Source organism: Nocardia asiatica NBRC 100129, assembly GCF_000308415.1.
GTDB lineage: Bacteria > Actinomycetota > Actinomycetes > Mycobacteriales > Mycobacteriaceae > Nocardia > Nocardia asiatica.
The window spans coordinates 1-11784 of record NZ_BAFS01000271.1; the positions used below are offsets into that span (position 1 = coordinate 1).

Here is an 11784-nt window from a genome sequence, read left to right on the forward strand (position 1 = left end):
GCTTGACCACCGGCTCGTCGGAGGTGAGCAGCACCTCGCGAGGGCCGAACATGACCAGCTGACGACGGAACAGCATGCCGATGTTGTCCGGCACCGTACGCGCGAGGTTGATGTTGTGCGTGACGATGAGGATGGTGGCGTCGATCTGGGCGTTGATGTCGATCAGCAGCTGCGACAGGTACGAGGTGCGCACCGGGTCCAGACCCGAGTCGGGCTCGTCGACGAGGATGATCTGCGGATCCAGCACGAGGGCGCGGGCCAGCCCGGCGCGTTTGCGCATACCGCCGGAGATCTCGCCCGGCAGCTTGCCCTCGGCCCCGAGCAGACCGGTGAGCTCCAGCTTCTCCATGACGATCTTCTTGATCTCGGATTCGCTCTTCTTGGTGTGCTCGCGCAACGGGAACGCCACGTTGTCGAACAGGTTCATCGACCCGAACAGCGCGCCGTCCTGGAACAGCACGCCGAACAGCTTGCGGATCTCGTAGAGCTCCTTGTTGGAGCAGGTGGTGATATCGGTGCCGTCGATGTAGATGGAGCCGCGTTCGGGGCGCAGAAGTCCGATCAACGACTTCAGGAACACCGACTTACCGGTGCCCGACGGGCCCAGCAGCGCGCTGACCTCGCCCGAGGGCAACGTCAGAGATACGTCCTGCCAAATTCGCTGTGAACCGAAAGACTTGGTTACACTCTCGGTCCTGACCTCGACGCCCACGCCAACCTCCACAATTCTCAGCGAGCTGCCCACCGGCGAACCGCGCGCTCGGGCATCGCGGTGCGTCACGTCACAGTGGGTTCGGTCACTGTAACCCATGAGAGAGACGGGGCACACCCCGACCTGACCGCAGAGTAACTCCGCAATCCTCTTGGTATTGGCAATTGCGGTGAGATTGCCGGAGAACGCAAACGGGCGATCCCCAAAAGGGGACCGCCCGTTCGGCGTGTTCCGGTCGGAATTACTTGACCGAGACCTTCGCGCCGGCCTCTTCCAGCTTCGCCTTGGCGGCCTCGGCGGCCTCCTTGGCGACCTTCTCCAGGATCGGCTTCGGAGCGCTCTCGACGAGGTCCTTGGCTTCCTTCAGGCCCAGGCCGGAGACGATCTCGCGGACCACCTTGATGACCTGGATCTTCTTGTCGCCGGCGCCCTCGAGGACGACGTCGAACTCGTCCTGCTCCTCGGCGGCCTCGGCCGGAGCGGCGGCACCGCCGACGGCGGCGACGGCGACCGGAGCAGCCGCGGTGACCTCGAACTTCTCCTCGAACTTCTTCACGAAGTCCGACAGCTCGAGCAGGGTCATGTTGCCGAAGGTCTCGAGCAGTTCGTCAACGTTGGCCATTGTTGTTTCCTTTCGGTAGTTGCTGTCTGTGCGGGCGAGTCGTGCCGCCCGGTCTTACTCGGCGGCAGTTCCGCCTTCTTCGGCCTGCTTCTTCTCCTGCAGCGCGGCGGCCAGGCGGGCCACCTGCGAGGCGGGAGCGTTGAACAGACCGGCGGCCTTGGCCAGGTTGCCCTTCAGCGCGCCGGCCAGCTTGGCCAGCAGCACCTCGCGGGTCTCCAGGTCGGCGATCCGCTCGACCTCGGACACGGACAGCGGAGCGCCGTCCATGTAGCCGCCCTTGATGATGAGCGCCTTGTTGTCCTTCGCGAAGGTCTTCAGGGCCTTGGCCGCGTTGACCGGCTCACCGGTGATGAAGGTGATCGCGGTCGGTCCGACGAACAGGTCGTCGAGGCCTTCCACGCCCGCCTCGGCGGCGGCCCGCTTGACCAGGGTGTTCTTGGCGACGGAGTACGTGGCGTCGGCGCCGAGCGCGCGCCGCAGCTCGGTGAGCTTGCCGACCGACAGGCCACGGTATTCCGTGACGACGGTGGCCGTCGAGCTCTTGAACTGCTCCGCGATCTCCTCGACCGCAGTGACCTTCTCGGGTTTTGCCATACTTCGCCTCCTCTCTGATTGGTCGGTTCGTATACGCGAACTACCGATCAGGGGCCGGCGACAAAACAAACGCCCCGAACGCAGAGCGTTCCGGGGCGCAACAGAAAACCGATCAGGGACAGACCCGAATCAATTCCCAGCCTCGGCTCTCCCTGCGTGGGCCGCCGGCAATGTCGCCGGACCTTCGACCGAACCCATACGGGATCGGCGACCAACGGTCTTCGGTAGAACGGATTGGGTAGCGATCGAACTCGTCGATAACTGACGTCCAATGTACCTGCACAGGTTCCCATCTGCCAAAACGCCCCGAACAGGACGCCCGACCCCAGCTGTTCAGCGCCCGTTCCGTCGCACTGCGCAACCTCGCGCCCCAGCCACGCCGCCACCCTCGGCCAACACCGAAACCTCCTGAGCAGGCATTTTGCCCGCGCGCCGGTCAGCCGACGCCGCGCGTCTCCGACATCAGTCGGCCGGTTCGACTCTGCTGATGGTTTTCACCTTGTCGATGCCTTTGTCGAAGGAGGCGACGCTGGAGCCGGGGTCGGCCTCGGCCAACGCGACCAAATAGGCGTCGGCGAAGGACAGTCGATGATGCTCGTAGACATCGATCGTCCGAATAAGCAGTGCGGGATCGTCTGTCACCACGTTCCGAGATCCGATCAAGGCTCGGGACAATGCCGCGACCTGTGGACGAGCCACTCGGTAGACGCTCTGCAGGACGTAGACCATCTCGGCCAGAATCAGATCCGGCAGATGTAGCGTCTCCGATTCCGCGAGGAAGGCGGTAGCCCGCTTCCCCATCTCCGGCGGATCCTGCGTGAAGTGGCGGACCAGGATGTTCGTGTCCAGGAAGACCGTCACACTTCGCCTTCCTGCCATTGCGCGGCCCAGGCGGCTTCCCGAACTTCGTCCCACGACTTCTCGCGAACTTCGGGCGGCACCGGCACGCTACCCGCCAGCTCGAGCAGATCGGGCGTCCGTGCGAGCACGACGACTTGCCCTTCCACGCGGAACAGCACGTTGTCCCCCACCTGTAGGTCCAGCGCTTCTCGAACCGCCTTGGGCACAGTGAGCTGGCCTTTCGACGTCAACCGAGCCTGGGCGTCCATGACCCACTCCTTACGTTGGCTGCAAAGTAAGGATACGCGGAATCGTCCACGACTCGCGCCGAGTGAACGCGAAGGGCGGGAACGCTGTGCGTTCCCGCCCTTCAGCGGTGTTCGGTGTCGCGCTACGCGTCCTCTTCGAGGAGGTTGCGGGTGCGGTTCGGGTCCACCGGGATGCCCGGTCCGGTGTTCGTCGAGACCGTCACCTTCTTGACGTAGCGGCCCTTGGCGGTCGACGGCTTGGCCCGCAGGATCTCGTCCAGCGCGGCGCCGTAGTTCTCCACCAGCTTGGCGTCGTCGAAGGACGCCTTGCCGATGACGAAGTGCAGGTTGGCCTGCTTGTCGACCCGGAAGTTGATCTTGCCGCCCTTGATGTCGTTGACGGCCTTGGTCACGTCGGTGGTGACCGTGCCCGTCTTCGGGTTCGGCATCAGGCCACGCGGGCCGAGAACGCGCGCGATCCGGCCGACCTTGGCCATCTGGTCCGGGGTGGCGATCGCGGCGTCGAAGTCCAGCCAGCCGCCCTGGATCCGCTCGATCAGGTCCTCCGCGCCGACGGCGTCGGCGCCTGCGGCCTCGGCCTCGGCGGCCTTCTCGCCCGCCGCGAACACGATGACGCGGGCGGTCTTACCGGTGCCGTGCGGCAGGTTGACCGTGCCGCGGACCATCTGATCCGCCTTGCGGGGATCCACGCCCAGACGTACGGCGACCTCGACGGTCGCGTCGGTCTTGGTGCTGGAGGTCTCCTTGGCCAGGCGCGCGGCGGCCAGCGGGGAGTAGAGCTTGGTGCGATCGACCTTCTCGGCCGCGGCGAGGTACGCCTTGCTTCTTTTTGCCATGATTCTCTGTCCTTGTTCGTGGTTCAGACGTGGTTATCGGGCCTGGCCGGCCCTCCCACCAGGGAGCGGTCGCGCTCAGCCTTCGACGGTGATGCCCATCGAACGCGCGGTACCCGCGATGATCTTGGCCGCCTGCTCGAGGTCGTTGGCGTTCAGATCTTCCTGCTTGGTCTTGGCGATCTCGCGCACCTGGTCCATGGTCACCTTGGCGACCTTGTTGCGGTGCGGCTCGGCCGAGCCCTTCTGCACGCCCGCGGCCTTCAGCAGCAGCTTGGCGGCCGGTGGGGTCTTCAGCTTGAAGTCGAACGACCGGTCCTCGTACACCGAGATCTCGACCGGGATGACGTTGCCACGCTGCGACTCGGTCGCGGCGTTGTACGCCTTGCAGAACTCCATGATGTTGACGCCGTGCTGACCGAGCGCGGGGCCGACCGGAGGGGCCGGGTTCGCCTGGCCGGCCTGGATCTGAAGCTTGATGATCCCGGCGAGCTTCTTCTTCTTGGGGGGCATCTTTCTTTCCTAGGTGTTTGTTGTCCTTGCTCTTTGCAAGTCTGGTGGACCAACCCGCGGCGCGGGCCGATTCTCCCGTCGCTGACGGAACGGATCTAGATCTTCGCGACCTGGGTGAACGCCAGCTCGACCGGGGTCTCGCGGCCGAAGATGGACACGAGCACCTTGAGCTTCTGCTGTTCGGCGTTGACCTCGGAGATGCTGGCGGGCAGGGTCGCGAACGGGCCGTCCATGACGGTCACCGACTCGCCGACCTCGAAGTCGACCTCGATGACCGGCTTCGGCGCGACTTCGCCGCCCGCCGTCTCGGTGGTCGCGGAAGCGGCCGCCGCGGCGGGCTTCTTCTGCTGCTGCGCGGCCGGGACGAGGAACTTCACCACGTCATCGATGGACAGCGGCGAGGGCCGCGAGGTGGCGCCGACGAATCCGGTCACGCCGGGAGTGTTGCGCACCGCGCCCCACGACTCGTCGTTGAGTTCCATCCGGACCAGGATGTAACCGGGCAGCACCTTGCGGTTGACGTGCTTGCGCTGACCGTTCTTGATCTCGGTGACCTCTTCGGTGGGCACCTCGACCTGGAAGATGTAGTCCTCCAGGTCCAGGTTCTGCACGCGGGTCTCGAGGTTGGCCTTCACCTTGTTCTCGTAGCCGGCGTAGGAGTGGATGACGTACCACTCGCCGGGGGCGCGCCGCAGCGCGGCCTTCATCTCGGCGACGGGATCGGCGGGCTCGGCGTCGACGGCCGGGGCAGGGGCGGACTCAGCGGGCTCCGATTCCTCGACCGCGGGCTCGTCGGTCGCGAACTCCTCGACGGAGTCGGTGGGCTCGGCCACCGCGTCGTCGGCCGGGAACTTGTCGTGTGTGTCGTTCTCCGGGGTGCTCACTGGGGCACTCGCTTCCTGTGTCGTCACGTACATCCTCTGCGTGCCGGGCCGGGCGCGCGGCGAAACAACTTCCACCCGTGTCCGCCCCGGGATCGGCTACCGGCGTCGGCGTCGTTCAGCTAGCCGAACAGCCAGTTGACACCCTTGATGAACGCCAGATCCAACCCGCTGATGAACGCGACCATGAAAATCACGAACACCAGAACAACGCTCGTATAGGTGACCATCTGCTTCCGGTTGGGCCAGATCACCTTGCGCAGTTCCGCGATGACCTCACGCAGGAACTTGATCAAACGCTTGAACGGATTACCCGACTTCTTGCGTTCGGCCCGATCGGTCTTGGTTGCCTTCCGCGACGGACGGTCGAGCGTGGCGACCGTGCCCGTGTCGACCTGAGAGGACGCAGTACGAGTCCGCCGAGCAGACCGCTTTCCGCTCGGCCGTGCCGCCGCGGCGGTGTCATCGCCGTCGTCGGCGGCATGTGCGCCGCGGCGAATATCCCGCTCGTCGCTCACGCCTTCTCCTCGCTGCGCTCGGTGCCGTCGTGCGCGATGCGCGCTGTGCCAATGGCTCGCTCGCCACGCTCGCTCACGTCGATCCTCTCTCGTCGCTGGCAATCAGGGCAGGGGCGACAGGACTTGAACCTGCAACCTGCGGTTTTGGAGACCGCTGCTCTGCCAGTTGAGCTACGCCCCTTCGGTTGGACATCGCTGTCCGTCCAACCACTGTCCGATATTCAGTTGTGTCCTGGTGTCACACGACACGCGCGCCACTCCGGCAGTTGCCGGCCCCGTCGGCGATCCTCGCGGATCACCTGGAACCAGCCCCACAGAGCAGCGCGCAGCGGCTGGCGACCCCAGAAACCTGAGTGTACGTTACCGTCCGCGCCATTAGCCAATCCGGGTCGCTGTAGCTGGTCAGGCCAGCTGCACCGTCGCCGTGGCACGGCCGAAGATCTTCTTTCCAGCCGACTTCGCCACGATGGCCACGACCGCCGTCCTCGACTCCGGATCGACCGATTTCACCTTACCGGTGTACTCGATCTCGGCGGCTTCGTCGGTGCCCACGTAGACCGGGCTGGTGAAGCGGACGTTGTACTCCTTGATCGCGCCGGGATCGCCGAGCCAGGAGGTGACAAATCCGCCGCCGAGGCCCATGGTGAGCATGCCGTGCGCGACGACGTTGTCCAGGCCGACCAGCTTCACGACTTCGTCGCTCCAGTGGATCGGATTGGCGTCGCCGGAGACGCCCGCGTAGTTGACCAGATCGCCGCGGGTGAGCCGGACGATACGGGTCGGCAGCTCGTCGCCGACCGAGACGTCCTCGAAGCGGATGGCGTGCTTGGTGCGTACCGCCTCCGGCACCTGCGCGACCGGTGCGGGCGCCTGCGTCGCGGGAGGCGTGCTGCGCGGGCTGTGGCCCGGCGCTTCCTCGCCGATGCCGTGCATGAGCACGTTGCGGACGGCGGCGTTGAGGTTCGGGTCGATGTCGGCGCCGCTGCGGCCGACCAGCGTGGTGTAGGTGGTGAGTACCAGCTCGTCGTTCTGCGCGGTGACGATGTTCTTGGTGACCATGATGTCGCCGCCGAAGGCCTGGCGGAACGAATGCAGGTAGACGTCGCAGGTGAGCTGGTCGCCGACCTTGATCGGGCGATGGAACTCCAGGATCTGGTCGGTCTGCATGATCTGGCTGAGGTCGTAACCGGTGACGACCTGCTCGAACAGTTTGCGCTGGGCCAGGATGCCGACCAGGGAGATGAAGGTCACCGGCGCGAGCAGGTTGTCGTACCCGTACTCCTGCGCCACGTCCTCGTCCCAGTGCACCGGGTGGTAGTCCTGCACGGCGCGGGCGTACTCCCGCACCTTCTCGCGGCCGACCTCGTAGTAGTCGTCGACGCGGTAGTGGTGACCGACCATCGCCGCGGCATTCGCCGCGGGGTCGAGTTCCTCGCCCGTCTGGACCGCTTCGTCTGTACCGGTGTTGATTGTCACGGGAGGACTGTACCTATCTGACCCCGTCACCCGGAGTCTGCGGAGCGCTCACCACCGCACCCGCACCGTGAAAATGCGTCAGGGCCGGACAGCTGTCCGGCCCTCGCGGTGCCACGGCCCGAGATACCGGGATGCGACTCCCGGCGCTACACCACGCGGTAGTTCACGCGCGGAGGACTAGCGGGATTCGCGGTGCGCCCGGTGCGTGCCGCAGTTCGGGCAGAACTTCTTCAGCTCCAGCCGGTCCGGGTCGTTACGCCGGTTCTTCTTGGTGATGTAGTTGCGGTGCTTGCACTGCTCGCAGGCCAAGGTGATCTTTGGCCGGACATCGGTGGACTTCGCGGCCACGATATGCCTTCTTTCCGGTACCTGATGGGCTTGTATCGGTTGTGGTAGCGATGGCCGGACTTGAACCGGCGACACAACGATTATGAGTCGTTTGCTCTACCGACTGAGCTACACCGCCACGGCGTCGCATTGCCATGGTGCCGAGCCCGCACTACGGGAGCGATGCCGAGTCGGTCACCACCGGCAATCCGGCGAGCCCCCTAACGGAATCGAACCGTTGACCTTTTCCTTACCATGGAAACGCTCTGCCGACTGAGCTAAGGGGGCATGACTACTTCCGCACCGAGCTCCGAACGCTCGACCTCAGCGCGGTGAAGTCTTGAACGAGGTTACACACTCACCGGTCTCAGCGCCAAACCGCGTGGTCACAGAGGTATTTTCGGCACCCCCAACCCCGGCGTTTCACGACCATTCACCACTTGGCGCGGCAGCGTCCGCCGCTCAAACCGCGTCACACGCAACGGCCGGTCCGCACAAGCCGGGCCACGAACACGCTTGCAAGCCTCACAACCTACGCGAACACGACAGAACCATGCGCTCTCGCTCGAACCATTGTCCGATCAACCACCGACCGGAACATTGATCGGCGAGGGCACGCACACAAATGTGTGAACGTATGCGAGCGGTCCCCGTCAAAGGACGAGTAGGTGTGCACAGTCACGATCGCCCGGGCACCGAAAGGTCAGGCAACCGCGCACAGCGAACCAGCGAAACGCATGTGACCAACGCAACCACGGGAAGGGGGTCCGGGGGGCGAAGCCCCGCCGGGCGGGGCGTGGGGGGTTGCACCCACACAAGACATACAAAGTGAGCCCTGTACGCGCTTTTTGCGTACAGGGCTCACTCAGCGAACGACGGTGGCAGGTGTAGGATTCGAACCTACGTAGGCTTTCACCGACAGATTTACAGTCTGCTCCCATTGGCCGCTCGGGCAACCTGCCGTTCGCGCATTGTTTCGCGCGCTGAGCAGAATACATCGAACCCGCACCCTGAATGCAAACCGGCTGGCTATCGGCCATGCGACGCGACTACCCTCGGGTCTCCGGGTAGAACTGACGATGGCTGGAAGCATCCCGCTCAGCTCGCCCGTCGGACCGTCAGAACAGGAGCGCAGCGTGGCTGATTCGTCTTTCGATGTTGTGAGCAAGGTCGACCGGCAGGAGGTCGACAACGCCCTGCATCAGGCGGAGAAGGAGCTCAACACCCGCTACGACTTCCGCGGCACCGGCGCGTCGATCGAATGGTCCGGCGAGGACAAGATCGTGCTCACCGCGGAGGCGGAGGAGCGGGTCAAGGCCGCGCTGGAGGTGTTCAAGGAGAAGTTGATCCGCCGCGACATCTCGCTCAAGGCGTTCGACGCGGGCGAACCGGTGTCCTCCGGCAAGGTGTACAAGATCACGGGTTCGCTGGTGCAGGGCATCGACTCCGAGCACGCGAAGAAGATCTCCAAGAAGATCCGCGACGAGGGCCCCAAGGGCGTCAAGGCGCAGATCCAGGGCGACGAGCTGCGGGTGAGCAGCAAGAAGCGCGACGATCTGCAGGCCGTCATCGCCCTGCTGAAGGGCGAGGATTTCGGGATCGCGCTGCAGTTCGTCAACTACCGCTGAGCCCCGTTACGCAGCGCGGCCGGGTCGGTCGCGTCGAGTTTCCACGAGAGTGCTCTCCTCGTAGGTGAAGTGGGTTTCCAGCTCCCTCGCGAGGCGCTCGAATTCGTCGCGGCCGCGCCGCGTGGCCCGATTCCGGCGCGTCGAGCAGCGTTCGTAGCTCGGACAGCACGCAGTGGCGACCACCCCGTGTTCGCGGTCGAGCCGTTCGATCACCGGCGCGAGGCCGGGCCGCCGGGGTCAGTATCCGCGCGGACCGCCCGCCATCTCCTCGAGCCGGGCGATGCGTTCGTTCATCGACGGGTGGGTGGAGAACCAGCGGGCGACCTTCTCGCCCGGACGGAACGGATTGGCGATCATCAGATGCGATTGCGCCGCCAGGCGAGGCTCCGGCGGCAGCGGGGCGCCCTGCACGCCGCGCTCGATCTTGCGCAGCGCGGACGCGAGCGCCAGCGGGTCGCCGGTGAGCTCGGCGCCGGACTGGTCGGCCTGGAATTCGCGCGAGCGCGAGACGGCCAGTTTGATCAGCGTCGCCGCGATCGGGCCCAGCAGCGACACCAGCAGCACGGCCAGCACGTTCGGGCCTCCGCCGTTGCGGTTGCCGCCGAACATGGACAGGTACAGGGCCAGGTTGGCCACGCCGGAGATGACCGCCGCGAGCGCGCCCGCTATCGAGGAGATGAGGATGTCGCGGTTGTAGACGTGGGAGAGTTCGTGCCCGAGCACGGCCCGCAATTCCCGCTCGTCGAGGAGCTGCAGGATGCCGCTGGTGCAACAGACCGCGGCATGGCGGGGGCTGCGTCCGGTGGCGAAGGCGTTGGGCGCGTTCGTGGGGCTGATGTACAGGCGCGGCATCGGCTGGCGAGCGATCGTGGCCAGCTCACGCACGATCCGGTACATGACAGGGGCCTCCAGCTCGCTGACCGGCTGCGCGTGCATCGCCCGCAACGCGATCTTGTCGCTGTTGAAGTACGCGTACGCGTTCATGCCCACCGCGAGCACGATCGCGACCACCAGGATCGTCGGGTTGCGGAACAGCGCGCCGATGACCACGATCAGGGCGGATAGGCCCACCATCAGCCCGAAGGTCTTCAGCCCGTTCGCAAACCCGTGCCCGTGCATACGTCTCCCTTGCCGCTCCCCCGTTCACCGAGTCGCCTTACAGCAGCTCAACGATAGAAGCTTCAGGCAAAGTTCCGGTGAATCCCGCGCCGCGCCGAACACAGGGCCACGCACACCCCACTCCCACACGGCCGAGCACCGAACAAACCCCACTGAACAAGCCCTACCAGCCACCCACAGCGCGAGTCTTACGAGCGCGTTCGCGGCCCGGCTTGCCCCCGAGTGGCCGTCGCGTCCGCGACGCAGTCGCCAGCGACGGCCACTCGGGGGCAAGCCATCAAGGGGCCGTGAACCCGCCGCGCCCGCGCGGCCGACAACACGGCCGACAACACAGCCGAAAACTCAACCCACTCGTTCGATCGTGTATCGCACCAGCCGCTCCAGCGCGTCGTTGGCAGGACCGTCGGGCAGGGCGGCCAGTTCGGTGTAGGCGAGGTCGGCGTAGCCCTGCAGCTTCTCCTTGGCCAATGCCATGCCGCGCGAGTCGGCCAGCAGATCGATCGCCTCTTCGACTTCGTCGTCGGTTTCCAGCGGTCGGGCCAGCAGCTTGCGCAGGCGGTCGCCCTCGGCGCCCTCCTCGCGCAGCGCGTACAGCACCGGCAGGGTGTGCACGCCTTCGCGCAGGTCGGTGCCGGGGGTTTTACCGGACTGTTCGGAGGCGGAGGAGATGTCGATGATGTCGTCGGAGATCTGGAACGCGGTGCCCACCGCGTCGCCGAGGCGGGCCAGCCGCTCGACGTGCTCGGGGTCGGCGCCGGAGAAGGTGCCGCCGAAACGACCCGAGGCGGCGATGAGCGAACCGGTCTTCTCCCACACCACGCGCAGGTAGTGCTCGACCGGGTCCTGGGATTCACGGGCGCCCATGGTCTCGCGCATCTGGCCGGTGACGAGTTCGGCGAAGGTCTCGGCGATGATGCGCACCGCGTCGGGACCAAGGGTGGAGGTGAGCCGGGACGCGTGCGCGAACAGGTAGTCGCCAGCGAGGATGGCGATGTTGTTGCCCCATCGCGAGTTCACGCTCGGGGCGCCGCGCCGCATCGGGGCCTCGTCCATCACGTCGTCGTGGTACAGCGTGGCCAGGTGCACGAGTTCGACCACGGTGCCCGCGGTGACCAGGGCGGGATCGGTGGGGCGCGGGCCGAGCTGGCCGGTGAGGATGGTGAAGAGCGGACGGAATCGCTTGCCGCCGGCCTTGGCCAGGTGCAGCGCGGCTTCCTGGAGGAATTCCGCACCGTCGGACAGCTCCCGCACCAAGAGCTTCTCCACCTCGGCCAAGCCGGCGCGCACCGTGTCGGCGAGCCCAATGTCACCGAGGTCGACCCCGGCCACGACCGTGCTCACGTCGCCTCCGGCCGCGCCGTGCGCGGTGTCCATGATTCGCTCGCTGCGCTCGCTCATGGCCGATGTGCTCATTTCTTCTCCCAGCGATGCGTCCGACCCCACGGTAGAGAA

At 65.9% G+C, this 11784-nt stretch carries 14 protein-coding genes and 4 tRNA genes; 1 reads left to right on the top strand and 17 read right to left on the bottom strand.

All coding sequences use genetic code 11. The annotated features are described in order from the left end of the window. From ON27_RS25500 to ON27_RS25570, 15 genes are all read right to left on the bottom strand, one after another. On the bottom strand, nucleotides 1-712 hold a 712-nt coding region (locus tag ON27_RS25500), incomplete at its 3' end, for an ABC transporter ATP-binding protein (protein ID WP_174377880.1). Nucleotides 713-953: 241 nt separating this feature from the next. Next, nucleotides 954-1334, bottom strand: coding sequence for a 50S ribosomal protein L7/L12 (gene rplL, locus ON27_RS25505; RefSeq protein WP_043733084.1), 381 nt, complete (start codon nucleotides 1332-1334; stop codon nucleotides 954-956). Nucleotides 1335-1388: 54 nt separating this feature from the next. Further along, nucleotides 1389-1928, bottom strand: coding sequence for a 50S ribosomal protein L10 (gene rplJ / locus ON27_RS25510; RefSeq protein ID WP_043733088.1), 540 nt, complete (start codon nucleotides 1926-1928; stop codon nucleotides 1389-1391). Nucleotides 1929-2390: 462 nt separating this feature from the next. Beyond that, entirely contained in the window at nucleotides 2391-2789 is a 399-nt protein-coding gene (locus ON27_RS25515; protein ID WP_043733092.1) for a type II toxin-antitoxin system VapC family toxin, read from the bottom strand. Continuing rightward, on the bottom strand, nucleotides 2786-3037 hold the full coding sequence (locus ON27_RS40070; protein WP_051046991.1) for an AbrB/MazE/SpoVT family DNA-binding domain-containing protein: 252 nt from the start codon (nucleotides 3035-3037) through the stop codon (nucleotides 2786-2788). Before ON27_RS40070 ends, ON27_RS25515 begins: the two co-directional genes overlap by 4 nt. A gap of 122 nt (nucleotides 3038-3159) precedes the next feature. After that, nucleotides 3160-3873 (bottom strand): 50S ribosomal protein L1, encoded by a 714-nt coding sequence (gene rplA / locus ON27_RS25525; protein ID WP_043733095.1) that lies wholly within the window; start codon nucleotides 3871-3873, stop codon nucleotides 3160-3162. 75 nt (nucleotides 3874-3948) lie between these two features. After that, complete coding sequence (gene rplK / locus ON27_RS25530) at nucleotides 3949-4383, bottom strand: 50S ribosomal protein L11 (RefSeq protein ID WP_043733097.1); 435 nt, start codon at nucleotides 4381-4383, stop codon at nucleotides 3949-3951. Between the two features lie 95 nt (nucleotides 4384-4478). Continuing rightward, nucleotides 4479-5267: a transcription termination/antitermination protein NusG gene (gene nusG, locus ON27_RS25535; protein ID WP_043733217.1), complete on the bottom strand. Its 789-nt coding sequence runs from the start codon at nucleotides 5265-5267 to the stop codon at nucleotides 4479-4481. A 119-nt stretch (nucleotides 5268-5386) separates the two neighbouring features. After that, the gene (gene secE, locus ON27_RS25540) at nucleotides 5387-5782 is read right to left on the bottom strand and encodes a preprotein translocase subunit SecE (protein ID WP_043733099.1); all 396 of its coding nucleotides are present in this window, start codon (nucleotides 5780-5782) and stop codon (nucleotides 5387-5389) included. Between the two features lie 108 nt (nucleotides 5783-5890). Beyond that, nucleotides 5891-5963: transfer RNA gene (locus ON27_RS25545), tRNA-Trp, on the bottom strand. Between the two features lie 221 nt (nucleotides 5964-6184). Continuing rightward, on the bottom strand, nucleotides 6185-7252 hold the full coding sequence (locus tag ON27_RS25550) for a fused (3R)-hydroxyacyl-ACP dehydratase subunits HadA/HadB (protein ID WP_043733219.1): 1068 nt from the start codon (nucleotides 7250-7252) through the stop codon (nucleotides 6185-6187). Nucleotides 7253-7435: 183 nt separating this feature from the next. Continuing rightward, nucleotides 7436-7606: a 50S ribosomal protein L33 gene (gene rpmG, locus ON27_RS25555; RefSeq protein WP_011211653.1), complete on the bottom strand. Its 171-nt coding sequence runs from the start codon at nucleotides 7604-7606 to the stop codon at nucleotides 7436-7438. Nucleotides 7607-7648: 42 nt separating this feature from the next. Further along, nucleotides 7649-7724: transfer RNA gene (locus ON27_RS25560), tRNA-Met, on the bottom strand. Nucleotides 7725-7800: 76 nt separating this feature from the next. Beyond that, nucleotides 7801-7873: transfer RNA gene (locus tag ON27_RS25565), tRNA-Thr, on the bottom strand. A gap of 591 nt (nucleotides 7874-8464) precedes the next feature. Beyond that, a tRNA-Tyr gene (locus ON27_RS25570) sits at nucleotides 8465-8547 on the bottom strand. A gap of 174 nt (nucleotides 8548-8721) precedes the next feature. Here ON27_RS25570 and ON27_RS25575 point away from each other — a divergent pair. Then, on the top strand, nucleotides 8722-9213 hold the full coding sequence (locus ON27_RS25575) for a YajQ family cyclic di-GMP-binding protein (RefSeq protein ID WP_039802015.1): 492 nt from the start codon (nucleotides 8722-8724) through the stop codon (nucleotides 9211-9213). 237 nt (nucleotides 9214-9450) lie between these two features. Here the strand turns inward: ON27_RS25575 and htpX are convergent, their stop codons facing one another. Together htpX and ON27_RS25590 are read right to left on the bottom strand one after the other, a co-directional pair. Then, nucleotides 9451-10332 (bottom strand): zinc metalloprotease HtpX, encoded by an 882-nt coding sequence (gene htpX / locus ON27_RS25585; protein WP_043733101.1) that lies wholly within the window; start codon nucleotides 10330-10332, stop codon nucleotides 9451-9453. A 342-nt stretch (nucleotides 10333-10674) separates the two neighbouring features. After that, entirely contained in the window at nucleotides 10675-11706 is a 1032-nt protein-coding gene (locus tag ON27_RS25590; RefSeq protein WP_043733225.1) for a polyprenyl synthetase family protein, read from the bottom strand. Between the last annotated feature and the right edge of the window lie 78 nt (nucleotides 11707-11784).

Coding starts and splice junctions, on each gene's coding strand:
- rplL (WP_043733084.1), bottom strand. CDS start 1,334: ATGGCCAACGTTGACGAACTGCTCGAGACCTTCGGCAACATGACCCTG.
- rplJ (WP_043733088.1), bottom strand. CDS start 1,928: ATGGCAAAACCCGAGAAGGTCACTGCGGTCGAGGAGATCGCGGAGCAG.
- ON27_RS40070 (WP_051046991.1), bottom strand. CDS start 3,037: ATGGACGCCCAGGCTCGGTTGACGTCGAAAGGCCAGCTCACTGTGCCC.
- rplA (WP_043733095.1), bottom strand. CDS start 3,873: ATGGCAAAAAGAAGCAAGGCGTACCTCGCCGCGGCCGAGAAGGTCGAT.
- rplK (WP_043733097.1), bottom strand. CDS start 4,383: ATGCCCCCCAAGAAGAAGAAGCTCGCCGGGATCATCAAGCTTCAGATC.
- htpX (WP_043733101.1), bottom strand. CDS start 10,332: ATGCACGGGCACGGGTTTGCGAACGGGCTGAAGACCTTCGGGCTGATG.
- ON27_RS25590 (WP_043733225.1), bottom strand. CDS start 11,706: ATGGACACCGCGCACGGCGCGGCCGGAGGCGACGTGAGCACGGTCGTG.